Genomic DNA, 17,508 nt, shown 5'->3' on the forward strand with positions numbered 1-17,508 from the left:
CTGCGAGGACGATCAGGAGACGACAGGCAGCACGTCGATGTCGTAGCCATGCGTCAGCTTGCGGCCGAGCACCGGATCGCTCAGCTCCATCTCAAAGCGCGTTGCCGGCCGGATGCCGCCGATCGCGCCCGGCGTGCCGCAAAACATCAACGTACCGGCCGGCAGCGTGTCGGAGCCGGTGTGGCGGCGGATCAGATCACGCGGCGTCCTGAGCGAGGATACCGGGCTCTCCTGGTAGAGAACCCGCTTGCCATCGATCGTCGCCCACGAGCGAAGAACCAGTTCATCCCAATGATCTTCGACACTGGCGTATGACCAGAGCCGCGAGCCGACCGGCTTGCCGCAGAGCTGCTTCGAGAGAGCAATGCCCGACGCTTCCGCCTTGCGGTCGGTATGGTCGGATCCGATGCCGATCCAGAGCCCATCAGCCATGGCGACGATGACCGGTTCGACCTCGCCCGAACTGTCCGGGCCAAGCACGGTGAGGCGGCCCTCCTGGGTCAATGTCTGTGCCGCGACACGGTAGTAGAGCGGTGTCGTCGAGGGACGTGGAACACCGAGCGCGGCGAGCTCCTCGATATGGTGCTCGATGGCAGCGGCATCCCTGCCCGCCCAGCCCGCGATGACGAGAGAATTGATCTCGATCCCGACACGGTCGGCCTGTTGGTTTGCGAGGCGGTCAAATTGCAGCAACATGGGATTTCCCATCCTTCGTTGATGTGGCCAGGACTTCGCCGCGCTCGATCTGCAGGGTCCTGTCGGCGATCCGTTCGAGCAGCGCCGGCGACGATTCGGTGATCAGCATGGCGAGCTCCGGCCGGTGCTTGCGCAACTCGCCGAGCGTGCGCGCATAGTCGAGCGCGAGGGCCGGCGCCAGGCCCTGGAATGGCTCGTCGAGCAGCAGGACCTTGCGGGCCACCGTCAGCGCACGCCCGAGCGCAACCATTTTGCCTTGCCCTCCGGATACGCCGCCGGCAGGCCTGGCGCGCATCACATGCAATTCGGGCAACAGCTGATAGACCTCGTCGAGCCTGCGCGCGATCTCGGCACGGTCGAGCTTCAAGGCCAGCGCCGGAAGACGGATGTTCTCCTCGACGCTCAACTCCGGAATCAGCCGACGGTCCTCCGGCGCGTAGCCGATGCCGGCCCGGGCGCGCGTGTATGCAGGCCTGCTGCCGAGGTCGTCGGCATCGAGGCGGATCGAGCCTTCGTCATGCGCGACGAGGCCCATGATCGCACGAAGCGTCGTGGTCTTGCCGGCGCCGTTGCGGCCGATCAACACCGTCGTCTTTCGCGCGACGATCTCGCAACTCACCCCGCGCAGCACGCGGACGCCTTCGATCGAGACGCTGACCTTGTCGAGACTGAGCATCAGGCCACTCCCACGACGCGCTGGCGAACCTGCGCGTTGCTGAACACCTCGTCGGGCCGCCCCTCGGCCATGATGTTGCCGGCGTTCCACACCAGGACGCGGCTCGCGTAACGGGCGACCACGTCCATGTCGTGCTCGACAAACAACGCCGTGATGCGCCGCTGGCGCAGCGCGCTCATCAGCGCCTCCATGAGCGGGAAGCGTTCGATGGCGCTCACGCCACTCGTCGGCTCGTCCAATAGCAGCAGCCGCGGCTTGAGCGCCAATGCAACCGCGATATCCAGCAGCTTGCGATGCCCTTCAGGCAGTGTGCTGCTGATCCGGTCGGCGTCCCCGGCGAGCCCGACCAGCTCGAGCAGGGCCATCGCCTCGTCGCGCCGCGCCGCTGTTTCAAGCGGCCGGACCGCGCTCCACAGACCATCGGTCGCGGCCAGCGCCAGCATCATGTTGTCGATCACGCGCTGAGCGGAGAACAGCTGCGGGATCTGGAACGCGCGTGCGACACCGCGGCGGGCGATCGCGCGCGGCGACAGGCGCGTGATGTCGTGGCCATCGAGCAGCACGCTGCCTGATCTCGGACGAATATAGCCTGTGCAGATGTTGAGCAGTGTCGTCTTGCCCGATCCGTTCGGACCGATGATCGCGAGGAACTCGCCGTCATGGATCGCGATACAGACATCGTCAGCGGCCTTGACCCCGTTGAATGCGACGTGGAGACCCTTTGCTTCAAGGATGGGACGCGTCATAGGCTCGACGCCTCCTTGCGCGCGAACAACCCATAGACTCCCTGCGGCATGAACATGATGACGATGATCAGCGTCATGCCCACGATCAAATTCCAGGAATCCGTGACGGTCACCGCTGCGCTGTGCAGCAGTTCCAGGAACAAGGCGCCGATGAACGCGCCCGGCACGCCACCGATGCCGCCGAGCACGGCGATCAGCACGAGGTGGCCGGATGCGGTCCAGAACGCGAAATCGGGGACGACGCGGCCGATCGCAAAACCGGCGATCGCGCCGCCGAGACCCGCGAGGGCTGCCGAGATGACATACGCGATCAGCAGCACCGCCCAGACCGGAATGCCCAGATATTCGAGCCGGATCTCATTGGTGTGGACGGCCGAGAGCGCATGACCGAGCGGGCTGTTCAGGTAGCGCTGAACGGCGACACCGACGAACACCATCAGTCCCAGGCTGAGATAGAACAGGACGCTCTTGAAGGCCGGCTCGCCCAGCACGACGCCGAAAACCGTCGGCACCGGAACCGGCATGCCGTCTGTCCCACCGGTGATGCCGTAGAGCTTGGCGCACAGCGCGTAGAACACCATGGACACCGCAAGATTCAACATCGCGAAGAAGATAGCGCGGTAGCGGACGAGGAACGATCCGGCAACGGCGCCGACGAGCGCCCCGGCCAGCACCGAGAGGATCAGGAGCAGGCCGAGATCATTGACGCCGGCGCGCGCCAGGAACGCGACCCCATAGGCACTCGCGGCAAAGAACATCGCATGACCGATCGAGATCAGACCGGCGCGGAGCAGCACGGCGACGCCGAGCGCCGCAAATCCCTTGGCGATCGCGAGCGTCAACACGAATTGCAGCCAGGGCGCGGCGACCGGCAGCACAGCCAGCATGAGCACCGCGGCAGCGGCAAGGATCGTCGGCATCATATCCTCCGCGCGGTCACCGACCCGAACAGGCCGTAGGGGCGGATCAGGAGCACGGCAAGCATGGCCGCATAGGGCGCAACGGCATCCAGCGACGGCGCCAGATAAATCGCGAGCACCCGCGCCAGGCCGACGATCAGCGAGGCCACCGCAGCGCCCTCGATCTGTCCTAACCCCCCGATCGCCGCCACCGCAAAGGCGAGCACCATGGTGTCGGCCCCGAGCCCGGGGGCGATGCCGGACGTCGGCGTTGCCAACGCACCGCCCAATGCCGCGAGGAACACGCCGAGCGAGAACGCCAGAATGAAGATCCGGTTGGTATCGATGCCGATCGACTGCGCCATCTCGCGGTCGGTGACCACGGCCGTGATCAGACGGCCCAGCCTTGTATGATTGATCAGGAGCCGCAGGCCGATGACGACAACGACTGCCATGCCGATCAGAACGATCTGGTAATTGAGATAGACGACGCCGCCGATGCTCGACGTGCCGAGCAATCGCATCGGCGCGTCTTCGTAGAACGACTGCACGCCGAAGATCACGCGTTGGAGGTCCTCCAGGATGAGGAACAGCCCGAACGTGACCAGGATCTGGACGGCCTCCGACTTGCCGTAGGTCCAGCGGACCAGACCGCGCTCAATCAGCGGACCGAATATGGCCGCGACCAGCACGGCGCTGAACAGCAGCGCTGCGAACGACAGATACGGGTTGAGCTGCCGGCTCGCAATGAACAGGCAGATCGATGCCGCGACATAGCCGCCGATCGAATAGAGGCTGCCATGGGCGACGTTGAGGACGCGCAGCACGCTGAAGACCAGCGTCAGGCCCACCGCCGCGAAGAAGATCAACGCGGCGCTGGCCAGACTGTCCAGCAGCAAGGGGATGATTGCATTCGACATCGGCCTACGCCTCGTGATTGGAATCAGGTGAAGGTCATCCCGGCCTATTTGTAGCTTCCCGGCTTGGGCAGGCTCCTGGCGAACTCGGGCTTGAGCGTCGAAATCCAGGCCAGCGGGTCCTGGCCGGCCTGCGGCATCAAGCTATCGCCCTTGTAGCGGACCATGTCGCCGATCACGGGGAACTGCTGCGCCGACGTCTTCACCGTGACGCCGACGATCTGGTCGACGAGGCCGTCATTGTCGGCGCGCGTCTGCATGGTGCCGGTCAGGGTCGCGACCTTGCTGCCCTTCATGGCCTCAGCGAGCTCGGCACGGGTCGGCCACTTGCCGTCGTTCTTCGACATCGCGGCCTTGTAGGCGGCTTTCAGGTAGATCAGCGCGTTGGCCATCTTGATCGCCGGGAATACCGGATACTCGCCGAAGCGCGCCTTGTAGGCCTCGGCGAACTTCACCGTCTCGGGATTGGCCTTGGCGTCCGGCGACATCCACCAGCCGTCGCCGAGAACGCCGACGATCACGCCGTCCGGCAACGGCACACGTTGCAGCACGGTCTCGCCCAGCGCCAGGGTCACCTGACTGGAGGTGAAGATCCCGCGCGGTGCGGCTTGACGAACGAAGTTCTCGAGGTCGGCGCCCCAGAGATTGGAGAAGACGACATCCGGGCGCGCGGTGGCGAGGCGCGAAATCTCGGTCTGGTAGTTCGGCGAGCCGAGCTTCGGATAGAGCTCGGCAACGATCTCGATGTCCGGCTTCAACGCCTTCAGCGCCGCGGTGAAGATCTTGGCCGCGTCGTGGCCGAACGCATAGTCCGGGTTGATGATCGCAACCGTCTTCACATCCGGTTTGCGGTCCAGAAGGTAGATCGCGTAGGCGATGAATTCCGGCACGGTGTTGCCGTTGGGTCTGAACACATACTTGCTCTTGCCGTCGATCAGCAACTGATGGGTATCGCAGTTCCAGCCCACGGTCGGAACCTCGAGCTGCTCCGCGAGCGGTGCCAGCGCCAGGCAATTCGCGCTGGACAAGGCGGCGACCATCGCCTGGTTCTTCGTATCGCCCGCCAGCCGGCGATATTCCGCGATCACGCCTTGCGCGCCCTGCGCCTCGTCGACGTAGGTCGCGCTGACCGGAACGCCCTCGATTCCTCCCTTCGCATTGATCTCATCGATCATAAGGTCGGCGGCATTCTTGCCGGGCATGCCATAGGCTGCGGCGGGACCGGACGTGAAGGTGAAGATGCCCAGTCCCAGCGCGCTTGGCTTTTCCTGCGCGGCGACCGAGGTCGTCGCCACCACGCCGATCGCGACCGCCCCCACCAAACCGTCGACCACCAATCGAAATCTGCTCTGCGGCAGCCCGCGATCCAGACTGAAGAGCAGTTCAAGCGACGATAGGCAACGCGCGACGACGGTGGAAATACCCTTGAACGTCATGATCTCTCTTCCCCCTTGGCTGATCGAATGATGGTGTGCGGTGGCGATCCGGCATCAAACCGGATCGAAGTAGTGCATCTCCAGAAGCAGGCAGCCGGTGTCGGACTTGAACGGCCCATGCGGCGCATGCGGCGGCCGGCAGGCATAGGTATTCGGCGGAAAGCTCTTGCCGCCCTCGCCGTTCGCATCGTTGCCGACGATCAGATCGCCGGAGACGAGATAGACCTCCTCCCAATACTCGTGCGAGAACGGCGCGGTCGTGTAGACGCCGGGCGCGAAACGGAGCAACCGGGTCCGCGTCCCGCTCCGCTTCTCCTCATCGAGGCCACCCGCGATGATCTTCTGCTGGATGCCGGCCGGATAGCCCGCCGGCACTTCCCAGCCGGTGGCCATGTCGAGCGTATGGAATTCGTCGTGCTTCTTGTTGACGGGCATGAGTTGTCTCCCTGGTTCAAGCGGCTTTGCTGGCGGTCGAGACGCCGTTGAGGTCGTAGGAATCGAGCATGGTCTGGACGAGCCGGTCGGCGCCGGCCCAGTCGTACGTGCGATAGGAGTGCCCCTTGGTGACGAAGGTCGCGCCGGCGTAGAACATCTCGTATTGCTGATGCCGGGATCCGAACTCGGAGCCGACGGCATCCCAGGCGAGCTTGTAGAACTTCACGCGGTCGTGGGAATTGGCCTTCGGCGACTGCTGGGTCTTGCCGATCAAGGCGGCGATCTCAGGATTGTCGAAGTCTGCAACCGACGAGGGCAGCATGATCATGCCGCCGCCGGCGAGCTCGCGCAGCGTATTGATGATGTGCGCATAGAGCTGCTGCGTCAGCACCTGCGCGGAATAGAGCGTGTGCCGGTCCGGGATGAAATAGGGACCGACCTGCGTGCCCTTCGCCTCCATCGCGGCCACCAGCGCGTCGACCATGCCGGTCTCGGCCGCGAGCTGACCGAGCATCTCGCGCACCTGCGGAAACTGGGTGACCCCGTTCATCTCGGCGATCCGATGCGCGAGACCGGCCAGGAACCTGAGCTTCACGCTGAGACGCACCATCGCCTGGTAATTCTGATAGACGTGGCACGGCGTGGCGTGAAACTGCTTCTGGCACATTTCGACGTTGCCCTCGATGAAGACGCGATCCCAGGGCACCTTCACGTCGTCGAAATAGAGAACCGAGTCGTTCTCGTCGAAACGGCTCGACATCGGATTGTCGAACACCGCGCCGGCGGCATCCTCGTAGGACTTGCGCGACAGCATCTTGAGGCCCTTCGTCTTCATCGGGATCGCGAAGGACATCGCGTAACGCTCTTCGCCCGGACGCATCGGCTGGATGGTCGTGACGAAGACCTCGTCGGCGACCACGCCTCCGGTGGCGAGCATCTTGGCGCCGCGGATCGTGATCCCTTCCGCGTCGCGATCGACGACGCCGGCGGTGAGGAACGGATCCGCCTGTTCGGCAGCCCCCTTCGAACGATCGGCCTGCGGATTGATGATGACGTAGGTGAGATAGAGGTCCTTGTCGCGGGCGTAGCGGTAGTAGCTCGCGAGGGCGCCGGCGCGGGCCGGATCATGATCCTTGAAGACGTCGAGCCCCATGTAGAGTCCGGAAATGCAGGATGCCACGTGATCCGGGGCGCGGCCCATGAAGCCTGCATGCAGCGCGGCCCATGCCTCGAGCGCCTTTCGCCGCGTCACGAGCTCGGCATAGCTGGCCGGCAACTGCCAGATGCGGTTGGCGCGGCCTGCGCCCGTATCGAACGTCATCAGCTCCGCATTCTCCGGCGCGCTCGCAAAGTCGAACAAGCCCGCCATCGAGCCGGCAAGATTGCGGAAGGCATGGTGCGTCGTGACATCGCCTACCGAGGCGCCGTTGATGTAGATGGCCCGGCCGTCCTTCAGGCCCGACAAATATTCCTTTGCGCTACGCATCGCGGTTCTCCGGTTCGAAGCTAGTAGTGAATGGGAAGCGGCCAGGTCGGCTCGCGCTCGGTTTCATCGACGAGATCGCGGTATCGGCCGCGAAAGAAGATCAGGGGAGCGGCGGCCTCGGGGCGGCTCGCGTGACGGACGACGCGGACGACGAAGATCACGTGGTCGCCGCCGTCGTGATTGGCGTAGGGCGCGCATTCGAAATGCGCCATCGCGCCCGAGATCAACGGCGCCTCGGCATGGCCGACCGATGTCCTTACCCGGTCCCATTTGTCGGACAGGGCGCGCGCGAACTGGTTGGAGATGCTTTCCTGGTCACGCGCCAGGATATTCACGGCAAAGCCCTTGGCTTCGAGCATCGCAGGCAGGCTGCGTGCCTTGCGATCGACACTGAAGAGAACGAGCGGCGGATCGAGTGAGACCGAGTTGAACGAACTCATGGTCATGCCGATCAGCTCTTCGCCCTTGCCGCGCGCGGTGACCACCGCAACGCCGGTGGCGAATTCTCCGAGCGCACGCCTGAATGCACGATCCTCCATGGACACCCGCCTCGTCGCCTGGCCCTGATTTATAATTCTCAGATAGCTTTCTGACAAAGCTATTTGGAAATGTCAAGCCCACTTGCTGGGCGGGCGCATGCGTGCTTTTTAAGCAAACGCGCCAGAGACCATGATTTCGCGGGGAGAATGACCGAGTGACCGATGCGCTCTTGACGGCGTCGAAACCCGAGCTGCTCGATAAGGAAGGAGATCGCACGCTTCGCGGTCTGCTCTACGACTATTTCGCATTCGGACGCAGCCTGGAAGCCTGCCGCGAAATCTTCGCTAGCTTTGTCGACCTGTCGCCGACCCAGTATCTGATCCTGATCGCGATCAAGAATTCGACGGCGGAAGAACCGATGGGGGTCAATCAGATCGCCGAGCGGCTGTATCTCAGCGGCGCCTTCGTCACCAATGAGATCAACAAGCTGGTTTCCGATGGCCTGCTCGGCAAGAGCCCCCATCCCGAAGACGGAAGACGGGTGCAATTGACCCTCACCGAGCACGGCGTGGGCCTCTTGATCCGCCTGGCCGCCTTGCAACGACCGGTCAACGACGCGTTGTTTGGAATGCTGACGCGCGAGGAGTTCAAGGCGCTGTCCCAGCTTTTATCTCGGCTTGCCTCGAACGCCGACAGCGCCCTGAAACTCGCCGAACATGTCAAGGCGACGCTCAAGTTTCAGGAGGATCAGCAGGCTTCCACACCGAACTTGCCGGAATCCCGCAAGAAACGGCGCGTGACGCGTCGCCAAAGTCGGTAACGCCGGAACGCAGAGCCTGCGCGCTCAGACCAACCGCGCCGGTTTCGCACCAGAAACGACCGCACTGAACTGCAATGCGTGCGATCGTCGCTCATGACGGTCTGGTTGCAGGTTCAACTCCTGCCGGACCGCACCACGGACTCAGCGCGCGGCTTCGAACCCGCCGAGCACCGCGGTCAGATTGGCGCCGAGGATATCGGAGAGATAGCCGCCCTCCTGCACCAGCACCGTGGGCAGTCCGAAACGCGCCAGCGCCTCGCCGATGCGGCGGAAGCCGTCGGTGGTGACCGCGAGGCCCGCGAGCGGATCCTTCTCGGAGGCGTCAAGCCCGAGCGCGACCACGAGCGCGGTCGGCGCAAAGGACCGGATGGCTTTCTCTGCGGCAGCGAGCGCCTTCAGGTAGTCGTCGTCGCCGGTGCCCCTGGCGAGCGGAATGTTGAGATTGGTGCCGAGGCCGGATCCGGCGCCGCGCTCATGCGCATAACCCCAGACGAACGGATAGAAGAACGACGGATCGGCGTGGATCGACACCGTGAAGACATCCGGCCGCTCGTAGAAGATGCCCTGCGTGCCGTTGCCGTGATGCACGTCGACATCGAGGATCGCGACGCGCTCATGCTTCTGGCGCAGATGCTCGGCCGCGATTGCGCTGTTGTTGAGGAAGCAGAAGCCGCCGGCCATATCGCGATAGGCATGGTGGCCGGGCGGACGGCACAGCGCATAAACCGCATCCTCGCCGTCCAGCACCATCTGCGCCGCGGTGACCGCGACGTCGCTCGAGGCGCAGGCACCGGCCCAGGTGCCGGGACCGATCGGCGCTGCAGTGTCGGCCGTGTGCCAGCCGAGCTTGCCGACGATGTGGGTGGGGTATGTAGCTGCGTTGCGCACCGGATGGATGTTCGCGATCATCTCCGGCCCGGCATCGCCGAGCGCGGTCCATTGCTCCCACGCGTCGGCGAGAAAGCTCAGATATTCCGGACTGTGCACGCGCGCCCGCGGTCCCTGCCCGAACTTGGTCGGCTCGATCAGCGTGTGCTTGCCGGCCTTCAGGCCGGCCAGCAGGCGGTCGGCGCGCTCGGGCTGCTCGGTGGTGCGCTGGACCACGCCGCGGACCAGGAAGAACTGCGGATCATGGCTGCGGTGCAGATCACTGTAGACGGCCTTCACGGGACACTCCTGTTCGATGAATGAGTGAGATGGATCGCGCGATGTCGCGCCTCGGCGAGGCCTCGCGCGCTTATTTCGCCGCCGCCGGCCACGGCGGAATCTCCCGCACCAGTCGCCCGACTTCGCGCCAGGCATGACCGATGTGATAGTCGACATGCGCGACGATGCGTTCAGGATGACCGGCCTCGATCGCGGCGAGCACCGGCTCATGCGTGCGCGCGATCTCGTGCGGATCGTCATAGAGGCGGCCGATCAGGCCGATCACCATGCGCAGCTCGGAGGCGAGGTCGTCGAACAGCCGCAGCATGCGCCGGTTGCCGGCGATCTCGCAGATCAAACGATGGAAACGGTAATCCTCCTCGACCTGCCGCGCCGGGTCGTCGAGATCGGCGGTCTCGTGCAGCACGTCGATCTGCCGGCGCAGCATGTCGCGCGTCTCCGGCGTCAGGTTGCGCGCGGCGAGCACGGCGGCGTGGCGTTCGACGCAGAGACGCAGATCGTAGATCTCGTCGATATCGTCGGCGGCAAACTGCCGGACGAAGAAGCCGCGGCGTGGATTGGCGACGAGCAGGCCCTGCTGCTCGAGCAGCCGCGCCGCCTCGCGCACCGGGGCGCGGCTCACACCCAGCTCGCGCGCGATGCCGGCTTCGACGACCTTTGATCCCGGCGGCAGCCGTCCCTGAACGATGGCTTCGGTGAGACGGCGGGCGACCTGGCCGACGAGGTCGGTCTCGTTGAGGGCCGGCAAGCCGACCGGAGGGGAAATCGTGCGCATCAAAAGGGTCCGTTTCGACCCTTGTACATTATTTAATCGCGGATTGTCGACAGTTTAGACTTGATCAATTCTTAGATTGTCGACAGTTTAATGACGCGGGCATTGCAACGCAACAAAAACGGCCCGCGGACAGGGACTAGCAGCAACGATGACGACGCATGTGCGGCCCGACGCCGTGAAGGACCAGAACCAGCAATTCCGCATCGATCTCGCCGCGGCCTACCGGCTGATTCACCGGCTCGGTCTCGACGACAGCATCTACACCCACATCTCGGTGCGGCTGCCCGGCAGCCATGACCGCTTCCTGATCAATCCCTATGGCCTGCGCTTCGAGGAGGTGACGGCCTCGAACCTCGTCACCGTCGACCTCGACGGCGTCGTGATCGACGACCCGCTCGGGCTCGGCATCAATCCGGCCGGCTTCACCATCCACAGCGCCGTGCATGCGGCGCGGCCGGACGTCGCCTGCGTGCTGCACACGCACACCGTCGCCGGCGTCGCGGTGTCCTGCCAGAAGCAGGGACTGCTGCCGCTCAATCAATGGTCGATGCAGTTCACCGGCTGCCTCGCCTATCACGATTACGAAGGCATCGCGCTCGATCTCGACGAACGCGAGCGCCTGGTCGCCGACCTCGGCGACAAGTTCGTGATGGTGCTGCGTAATCACGGCATGCTGACCTGCGGCCGCTCGGTCTCGGAAGCCTTCAAGCTGATGCACAACATGGAGCGGTCCTGCCGCGCGCAGCTCGCGATCCAGGCCGCCGGCGCCGAGATCGCGCCGCTGTCGGATGCGGTCGCGCACAAGACCGCCGGACAATACGCAACCTTCTACGACAGCATCGAGACCAACGGCGTGCCCGACACCGAGTGGGCGGCCTTCAAGCGCATGCTCGCGCGCACCGATCCGGATTTCGTGAACTAGAGCGTTTTCAAGCGAAGTGGATACCGGTTCTGCAGCCGGGCAAATCGAACAAGAGAGCCTGAACATGTCGAAGCGAGTGGTGTTGAGTCTTTTGGTGGCGAGTGCCCTGAGCACCGCGGCATTTGCCGAGGAGCCCAAATCCGGCGGCGTGATCAACGCGGTGATCCAGCCGGAGCCGCCGGGCCTGATGGTCGGCCTGGTGCAGAACGGGCCGACCCAGATGGTCGCCGGCAACATCTATGAAGGCCTGCTGCGCTACTCGCCGAAGCTCGAGCCGCTGCCAGGCCTCGCCGAAAGCTGGAGCGTCAGCGAGGACGGCAAGATCTATACGTTCAAGCTGCGCAAGGGCGTCACCTGGCACGACAACAAGCCGTTCACCTCGGCCGACGTCGCCTTCTCGATCGATTTCCTCAAGCAGACCCATCCGCGCGCCCGCGGCAACCTCGCCCAGCTCGACAAGGTCGAGACGCCGGATGACTATACCGTGGTGTTCACGCTGAAGCAGCCGTTCGGCCCGTTCCTCGGCATCTTCGAGGTCGGCTCGCTGCCGATGCTCCCCAAGCACATCTACGAAGGCACCGACTACAAGACCAATCCGGCGAACAACACGCCTGTTGGCACCGGCCCATTCATGTTCAAGGAATGGCAGAAGGGCTCGTTCATCCGCCTGGTCAAGAATCCGAACTACTACATCAAGGGCTTGCCGCATCTCGACGAGATCTACTGGCACGTGATCCCCGACGCCGCCGCGCGCGCGGTGGCGTTCGAGACCGGCAAGGTCGACGTGCTGCCCGGCGGCTCGGTCGAGAATTTCGATGTGCCGCGTCTCACCAAGCTGAAGAATGTCTGCGTCACCGGTGCCGGCTGGGAATTCTTCAGCCCGCATTCCTGGCTGTGGCTCAACAACCGCTCCGGCCCGACGGCGAACAAGAAATTCCGCCAGGCGCTGATGTATGCGATCGATCGCAACTTCGCCAAGGACGTGATCTGGAACGGCCTCGCCAAGGTCGCGACCGGCCCGTCGGCCTCCACGATCAAGTACTACACCGACAAGGTGACGACCTACGACTACGACCCGGCCAAGGCCAAGGCGCTGCTGAAGGAGGCCGGCTACAAGGGCGAGAAGGTCCGCCTGCTGCCGCTGCCCTATGGCGAAACCTGGCAGCGCTGGGCCGAAGCCGTGAAGCAGAACCTGCAGGACGTCGGCATCAATGTCGAGATGATCGCAACCGACGTGCCCGGCTGGAACCAGAAGGTGTCCGACTGGGATTACGACATCGCCTTCACCTATCTCTATCAGTATGGCGATCCCGCGCTCGGCGTCGGCCGCAACTACATTTCGAGCCAGATTTCGAAGGGCTCGCCGTTCAACAACGTCGAAGGCTATTCGAACCCCGAGATCGATCAGCTGTTCGCCGACGGCGCCACCGCCTTCCCCGACTCCAAGCGCGACGAGATCTATCTCAAGGCGCAGAAGATCCTGACCGACGACGTGCCGGTGGCCTGGCAGCTCGAGCTCCAGTTCCCGACCATCACCCGCTGTAACGTCAAGAACCTCGTCACCACCGCGATCGGCGTCAATGACGGCTTCCGCGACGCCTGGCTCGACAAGTAACGACGCTTCCCGCCGCGGCGCCTCCGGCGCCGCGGTTTCCGCCTGCCCTCGAACGCAACGACGTCACCCATGCTCTCTTTCATTGCCAAGCGACTTGCCAAGGCCGTGGTCGTCCTGCTCGCGATCGTGGTCTTCAACTTCATGCTGATCCGGATGGCGCCGGGCGACCCGGCGATGGTGATGGCGGGCGAGGCCGGCGCCAGCGACCAGATCTTCGTCACCCAGTTGCGCGAGAAGTTCGGGCTCGACCAGCCGCTGCCGGTCCAGCTCTATCGCTACGTCAAAGGTATCGCGACGCTCGATCTCGGCTTCTCGTTCCGCCAGCAGATGCCGGTCGCCAAGCTGATCGCCGAGCGGCTGCCGGCGACGCTGCTGCTGACCGGTACGGCATTCGTGATCTCGCTGCTGCTCGGCGTTCTGTTCGGCACACTCGCCGCGCGCTTTGCCGGCACCTGGGCCGACACCGCGATCACGATCCTGGCGCTGATCTTCTACGCCACGCCATTGTTCTGGGTGGCGCTGATGGCGATCCTTTTGTTTTCGGTCTCGATGGATTGGCTGCCGAGCTTCGGCTACGAGACCGTCGGCGCGAATTACACCGGCTTCGCCCATGTGCTCGACGTCGGCGCCCATCTGATCCTGCCGGCGACGACGATGGGACTGTTCTTCATGGCCACCTATGCCCGCATGACCCGCGCCTCGATGCTGGAGGTGAAGCGGCATGATTTCGTCAAGACTGCGCGCGCCAAGGGCCTGCGCGATGCCGTGATCCAGCGTCGCCATGTGCTGCGCAACGCGCTGCTGCCTGTCGTGACGCTGGCGGGCTTGCAAGCCGGCACGCTGGTCGGCGGCGCGGTGCTCACCGAGACCGTGTTCGCATGGCCCGGCATCGGCCGGCTGATGTACGAGGCGCTGCTGCAGCGCGACTACAATCTGCTGCTCGGCGTCTTCGTGGTGTGCTCGGCGATGGTGCTCGCCTTCAACCTGATCACCGACCTGATCTACCGCGCGGTCGATCCCCGTATCGAGTTCGCCTCATGAGCAAGTTCTGGCGCACCATGCTGCGCAATCCCGGCGGCGTGATCGGCCTCGTCATCCTGCTGCTTGCGATCGCGATCGCGATCTTCGGCCCGCTGCTGTTTCCCACCTCGCCCTGGCGCATGGTGCAGCGGCCGTTCCTGCCGCCGTTCACGGTGCCAGGCCTGCCGCTCGGCACCGATGCGCTCGGCCGCGACGTGCTCGCCGGCATCATCTATGGCGCCCGCGTCTCGCTGCTGGTCGGCCTGGTCTCGACCATGGCCGCACTCGCGGTCGGGATTCCCGTCGGCGCCCTCGCCGGCTACTTCGGCGGCAAGGTCGGTGACGCCCTGATGCGCTTCACCGAATTCTTCCAGACCGTGCCGAGCTTCGCGCTCGCCATCGTGCTGGTCGCGATCCTGCAGCCTTCGATCGTCTCGATCGTGCTGGCGATCGCGATCGTGAGCTGGCCGCCGGTCGCCCGCCTGGTCCGCGGCGAGGTGCTGTCGCTGCGCACCCGCGAATATGTCCAGGCCGCGATCGTCACCGGACAGAGCCACAGCTGGATCATCTGGCGCGAGATCCTGCCCAATGCGCTGTCGCCCGTCATTGTGTTGGCCTCGCTGATGGTCGCGACCGCGATCCTCCTGGAATCCTCTCTCTCCTTTCTCGGCCTCGGCGATCCCAATCTGATGTCCTGGGGCTACATGGTCGGCGCCGGCCGCACCGTGATCCGCCAGGCCTGGTGGATTACGCTTTTCCCGGGGATTGCGATCCTGCTCTCGGTGCTGGCGCTGAACCTGATCGGCGAAGGGCTCAACGACGCGCTTAACCCGCGCCTCAACAAGGAAGGGCGTTGACGCATGTCGGCCGCGACAACCGTTTCGATCCGGAACCTGAAGCTCGCGCTGCCAAAGGGCTCCGACCGCCCCTATGCCGTCGACGACGTCTCCTTCGACCTTCAACCCGGCAAGATCCTCTGCGTGGTCGGTGAATCCGGCTCGGGAAAGTCGATGTGCGCGCATGCGCTGATGGGACTGCTGCCCGACACCATCATCCGCCAGGCCGGCGAGATCGCCTATGACGGGCAAAACCTGCTCACCCTCGACGACGCCGGCTGGCTCGCGCTGCGCGGCCGCCACATCGCAATGGTGTTCCAGGAGCCGATGACCGCGCTCAATCCCTTGATGCGGATCGGCGACCAGATCGCCGAGATGTTCGAGGCGCATAATCTGCTGACGCCGCGGCAGCGCAAGCAGAAGGCGTTGCAGCTGCTGCGCGAGGTCGGGCTCCCCGAGCCCGAGCGCTCGGTGCGCGCCTACCCGCATCAGCTCTCCGGCGGCCAGCGCCAGCGTGCGATGATCGCAATGGCACTGGCGCTGGAGCCCGCGATCCTGGTGGCGGACGAGCCGACCACCGCGCTCGACGTCACCACGCAGGCGCAAATCCTCGAGCTGATCCGCGACTTGCAGCGCCGCCGCAACATGGCTGTCATGTTCATCACCCACGATTTCGGCGTCGTCTCCGATATTGCCGACCGCGTCGTCGTGCTCCAGCACGGCAAAGTGGTCGAACAGGGGGCGGCCGACGACGTGTTGCGGCGGCCGCAACATCCCTACACACGCGCGCTGCTCGCGGCCGTGCCCTCGATGCAGCCGCCGCCGCGCACGCCGCTTGCGGATCGCGCCAGGGCGGTCGAAGTGGTTGGCCTCGACAAGACCTATGTCAGCGGCGGCGGCTGGTTTCAGCCGGAACGCCGCGTCCAGGCCGCGAAGCAGGTCAATTTCGACATTCTGCAAGGCGAGACCGTGGGCCTGGTCGGCGAATCCGGCTCCGGCAAATCATCCGTGGCCCGGCTCGTGATGCGGCTGATCGAACCGGACCAGGGCACGGTGCGGCTCGGCGACACCGACTTCACCCGTATCTCAGGCCGCGCGCTGCGCAAGGAGCGCAGCCGCATCCAGATGATCTTCCAGGATCCGTTCGCCTCGCTCAACCCGCGCCGCAAGGTCGGCAACATCATCGCCGACGGGCCGATCGCCCACGGCACCGATCCGGCGGTTGCACGTCAGCGTGCCGCTGAGCTGCTCGGTCTCGTCGGCCTCAATGCCAGCGCGATGGAACGCTATCCGCACGAATTCTCCGGCGGCCAACGCCAGCGCATCGGCATTGCACGCGCGCTGGCGCTCGAGCCGGAAATCATCGTCGCCGACGAAGCCGTCTCCGCGCTCGACGTCTCGGTGCAGGCACAGGTGCTGAACCTGCTGGAAGACCTCAAGGCGCGGCTCGGCCTGTCGATGCTGTTCATCACCCACGATCTGCGGGTGGCGGCGCAAATCTGCGACCGCATCGCGGTGATGCAGCGCGGCGGGATCGTCGAGCTGAAGCCGACCGCCACGCTGTTCTCGGCCCCCGAACACCCCTACACGCGCGAACTGCTCGCCGCGGTGCCCGGCCAGATTTCTTCGTCGCGGGCGGCCTGAGCGATGCGTTGCGTATTGATCAGCACGAGCCTCGATCTCCGCGACTATTTCGGTGCGGAGCTGGCACGCGTCGCCCCGCGCCTCGAGGTGGTCGATCACGCCGGTGGCGCCGCGGATGTCCGCCTCGCGCTGGCCTGGCATCCGCCCGACGACGCGTTCGAACGCTATCCCGATCTTCAGGCGGTATGCTCGATTGCCGCCGGCGTCGACAACATCATGGCCTGTCCGAGCCTGCCGCCCGGCGTCGACGTGGTGCGCGTGGTCGACCCCGGACAGGGGCAGATGATGTCGGGCTTCATCGCCTGGCATGCGATCGGGCATCAGCGCGGCTTTGCCGCCTTCAGCGCGCAGCAGCGCGACCGGATCTGGCAACGCCGCGCGCAGCGGCGCCCGCAGGACGTTCCGGTGGGTATCCTCGGCAATGGCGAAATCGGCCGGCGCGTCGCCGTCGATCTCGCCCATCTCGGCTTTCCCGTGATGTCGTGGAGCCGGACCGCCAAGGTCATCTCGTCGGCGAGCCGCAGCTTCCACGGCCCGGCCGGCCTTGCCGCGATGCTCAGCGAGACCGAAGTGCTGGTCAATTTGCTGCCGCTGACGCCGGAGACGCGCAACATCCTCAATGCCGATCTGTTCGGCCGGATGCGCCGCGGCGGCTACCTGATCCAGGTCGGCCGCGGCGAACATCTGGTGGAAGCCGATCTGCTCGCGGCGCTCGACCGCGGCCATCTGTCCGGCGCGGCGCTCGACGTTTTCGCAACGGAACCGTTGCCCAAGGCGCATCCGTTCTGGCACCATCCGCAGATCGCCGTCACGCCGCATGACGCCAGCGACGTCAGCATCAACGCCGTCGCGACCACGCTTGCCACGACGGCAGACGCGATCCGCGCCGGACGGCGGCCCCCGCATGCGATCGACCGCGCACGCGGCTATTGATTGCG

At 65.0% G+C, this 17,508-nt stretch carries 18 protein-coding genes; 7 read left to right on the forward strand and 11 right to left on the reverse strand.

The annotated features are described in order from the left end of the window. Positions 1–12: 12 nt before the first annotated feature. Genes BI327_RS34360 through BI327_RS34400 form a run of 9 tightly spaced genes read right to left on the reverse strand, consistent with a single transcriptional unit; the run spans position 13 to position 7,830 of the window. On the reverse strand, positions 13–696 hold the full coding sequence (locus BI327_RS34360) for a DUF2848 domain-containing protein (RefSeq protein WP_076865793.1): 684 nt from the start codon (positions 694–696) through the stop codon (positions 13–15). Continuing rightward, a complete protein-coding gene (locus BI327_RS34365; protein ID WP_076865794.1) occupies positions 680–1,372 on the reverse strand; it encodes an ABC transporter ATP-binding protein in 693 nt (230 codons plus the stop codon). The genes BI327_RS34360 and BI327_RS34365 overlap by 17 nt, the downstream gene beginning before the upstream one ends. Then, positions 1,372–2,118 carry an ABC transporter ATP-binding protein gene (locus BI327_RS34370; protein ID WP_076865795.1) on the reverse strand — a complete coding sequence of 249 codons (747 nt, stop codon included), beginning with the start codon at positions 2,116–2,118 and terminating at the stop codon, positions 1,372–1,374. The genes BI327_RS34365 and BI327_RS34370 overlap by 1 nt, the downstream gene beginning before the upstream one ends. Beyond that, a complete protein-coding gene (locus BI327_RS34375; protein WP_076865906.1) occupies positions 2,115–3,038 on the reverse strand; it encodes a branched-chain amino acid ABC transporter permease in 924 nt (307 codons plus the stop codon). The genes BI327_RS34370 and BI327_RS34375 overlap by 4 nt, the downstream gene beginning before the upstream one ends. Continuing rightward, positions 3,038–3,937 carry a branched-chain amino acid ABC transporter permease gene (locus BI327_RS34380; RefSeq protein ID WP_076865796.1) on the reverse strand — a complete coding sequence of 300 codons (900 nt, stop codon included), beginning with the start codon at positions 3,935–3,937 and terminating at the stop codon, positions 3,038–3,040. The genes BI327_RS34375 and BI327_RS34380 overlap by 1 nt, the downstream gene beginning before the upstream one ends. Before the next feature lie 44 nt (positions 3,938–3,981). Beyond that, on the reverse strand, positions 3,982–5,370 hold the full coding sequence (locus BI327_RS34385) for an ABC transporter substrate-binding protein (protein WP_245335017.1): 1,389 nt from the start codon (positions 5,368–5,370) through the stop codon (positions 3,982–3,984). 54 nt (positions 5,371–5,424) lie between these two features. Further along, positions 5,425–5,805 (reverse strand): cupin, encoded by a 381-nt coding sequence (locus BI327_RS34390; RefSeq protein ID WP_076865797.1) that lies wholly within the window; start codon positions 5,803–5,805, stop codon positions 5,425–5,427. A 16-nt stretch (positions 5,806–5,821) separates the two neighbouring features. Then, a complete protein-coding gene (locus tag BI327_RS34395; RefSeq protein ID WP_076865798.1) occupies positions 5,822–7,291 on the reverse strand; it encodes a 4-hydroxyphenylacetate 3-hydroxylase family protein in 1,470 nt (489 codons plus the stop codon). A gap of 20 nt (positions 7,292–7,311) precedes the next feature. Beyond that, positions 7,312–7,830: a flavin reductase family protein gene (locus BI327_RS34400; protein ID WP_076865799.1), complete on the reverse strand. Its 519-nt coding sequence runs from the start codon at positions 7,828–7,830 to the stop codon at positions 7,312–7,314. Between the two features lie 155 nt (positions 7,831–7,985). On the opposite strand from BI327_RS34400, the gene BI327_RS34405 reads away from it, so the two are divergent. Then, a complete protein-coding gene (locus tag BI327_RS34405) occupies positions 7,986–8,591 on the forward strand; it encodes a MarR family winged helix-turn-helix transcriptional regulator (protein WP_076865800.1) in 606 nt (201 codons plus the stop codon). A 141-nt stretch (positions 8,592–8,732) separates the two neighbouring features. On the opposite strand, the gene BI327_RS34410 is transcribed toward BI327_RS34405, so the two are convergent. Both BI327_RS34410 and BI327_RS34415 read right to left on the reverse strand, forming a co-directional pair. Further along, positions 8,733–9,758 carry a histone deacetylase family protein gene (locus tag BI327_RS34410; RefSeq protein WP_076865801.1) on the reverse strand — a complete coding sequence of 342 codons (1,026 nt, stop codon included), beginning with the start codon at positions 9,756–9,758 and terminating at the stop codon, positions 8,733–8,735. 70 nt (positions 9,759–9,828) lie between these two features. Next, positions 9,829–10,533, reverse strand: a complete 705-nt coding sequence (locus tag BI327_RS34415) for a GntR family transcriptional regulator (RefSeq protein ID WP_076865802.1) — start codon at positions 10,531–10,533, stop codon at positions 9,829–9,831. Between the two features lie 148 nt (positions 10,534–10,681). Here BI327_RS34415 and BI327_RS34420 point away from each other — a divergent pair, with 148 nt between their 5' ends. The 6 genes from BI327_RS34420 (at position 10,682) to BI327_RS34445 (ending at position 17,503) form a co-directional block, all read left to right on the forward strand. Then, on the forward strand, positions 10,682–11,455 hold the full coding sequence (locus tag BI327_RS34420; RefSeq protein ID WP_076865803.1) for a class II aldolase/adducin family protein: 774 nt from the start codon (positions 10,682–10,684) through the stop codon (positions 11,453–11,455). Positions 11,456–11,519: 64 nt separating this feature from the next. Continuing rightward, on the forward strand, positions 11,520–13,070 hold the full coding sequence (locus tag BI327_RS34425; RefSeq protein WP_076865804.1) for an ABC transporter substrate-binding protein: 1,551 nt from the start codon (positions 11,520–11,522) through the stop codon (positions 13,068–13,070). 69 nt (positions 13,071–13,139) lie between these two features. Beyond that, on the forward strand, positions 13,140–14,111 hold the full coding sequence (locus tag BI327_RS34430) for an ABC transporter permease (protein WP_076865805.1): 972 nt from the start codon (positions 13,140–13,142) through the stop codon (positions 14,109–14,111). Beyond that, positions 14,108–14,947: an ABC transporter permease gene (locus BI327_RS34435; RefSeq protein ID WP_076865806.1), complete on the forward strand. Its 840-nt coding sequence runs from the start codon at positions 14,108–14,110 to the stop codon at positions 14,945–14,947. Before BI327_RS34430 ends, BI327_RS34435 begins: the two co-directional genes overlap by 4 nt. A 3-nt stretch (positions 14,948–14,950) precedes the next feature. Continuing rightward, entirely contained in the window at positions 14,951–16,570 is a 1,620-nt protein-coding gene (locus BI327_RS34440; RefSeq protein WP_076865807.1) for an ABC transporter ATP-binding protein, read from the forward strand. Positions 16,571–16,573: 3 nt separating this feature from the next. Continuing rightward, positions 16,574–17,503, forward strand: a complete 930-nt coding sequence (locus BI327_RS34445; RefSeq protein WP_076865808.1) for a 2-hydroxyacid dehydrogenase — start codon at positions 16,574–16,576, stop codon at positions 17,501–17,503. The last annotated feature ends 5 nt before the right edge of the window (positions 17,504–17,508 follow it).

The sequence above is a fragment of the Bradyrhizobium mercantei genome, assembly GCF_001982635.1.
Classification (GTDB): Bacteria; Pseudomonadota; Alphaproteobacteria; order Rhizobiales; family Xanthobacteraceae; genus Bradyrhizobium; species Bradyrhizobium mercantei.

Coding starts and splice junctions, on each gene's coding strand:
- BI327_RS34440 (WP_076865807.1), top strand. CDS start 14,951: ATGTCGGCCGCGACAACCGTTTCGATCCGGAACCTGAAGCTCGCGCTG.
- BI327_RS34390 (WP_076865797.1), bottom strand. CDS start 5,805: ATGCCCGTCAACAAGAAGCACGACGAATTCCATACGCTCGACATGGCC.
- BI327_RS34375 (WP_076865906.1), bottom strand. CDS start 3,038: ATGCCGACGATCCTTGCCGCTGCCGCGGTGCTCATGCTGGCTGTGCTG.
- BI327_RS34435 (WP_076865806.1), top strand. CDS start 14,108: ATGAGCAAGTTCTGGCGCACCATGCTGCGCAATCCCGGCGGCGTGATC.
- BI327_RS34445 (WP_076865808.1), top strand. CDS start 16,574: ATGCGTTGCGTATTGATCAGCACGAGCCTCGATCTCCGCGACTATTTC.
- BI327_RS34400 (WP_076865799.1), bottom strand. CDS start 7,830: ATGGAGGATCGTGCATTCAGGCGTGCGCTCGGAGAATTCGCCACCGGC.
- BI327_RS34430 (WP_076865805.1), top strand. CDS start 13,140: ATGCTCTCTTTCATTGCCAAGCGACTTGCCAAGGCCGTGGTCGTCCTG.
- BI327_RS34360 (WP_076865793.1), bottom strand. CDS start 696: ATGTTGCTGCAATTTGACCGCCTCGCAAACCAACAGGCCGACCGTGTC.
- BI327_RS34385 (WP_245335017.1), bottom strand. CDS start 5,370: ATGACGTTCAAGGGTATTTCCACCGTCGTCGCGCGTTGCCTATCGTCG.
- BI327_RS34380 (WP_076865796.1), bottom strand. CDS start 3,937: ATGTCGAATGCAATCATCCCCTTGCTGCTGGACAGTCTGGCCAGCGCC.
- BI327_RS34370 (WP_076865795.1), bottom strand. CDS start 2,118: ATGACGCGTCCCATCCTTGAAGCAAAGGGTCTCCACGTCGCATTCAAC.
- BI327_RS34365 (WP_076865794.1), bottom strand. CDS start 1,372: ATGCTCAGTCTCGACAAGGTCAGCGTCTCGATCGAAGGCGTCCGCGTG.
- BI327_RS34420 (WP_076865803.1), top strand. CDS start 10,682: ATGACGACGCATGTGCGGCCCGACGCCGTGAAGGACCAGAACCAGCAA.
- BI327_RS34415 (WP_076865802.1), bottom strand. CDS start 10,533: ATGCGCACGATTTCCCCTCCGGTCGGCTTGCCGGCCCTCAACGAGACC.
- BI327_RS34395 (WP_076865798.1), bottom strand. CDS start 7,291: ATGCGTAGCGCAAAGGAATATTTGTCGGGCCTGAAGGACGGCCGGGCC.
- BI327_RS34425 (WP_076865804.1), top strand. CDS start 11,520: ATGTCGAAGCGAGTGGTGTTGAGTCTTTTGGTGGCGAGTGCCCTGAGC.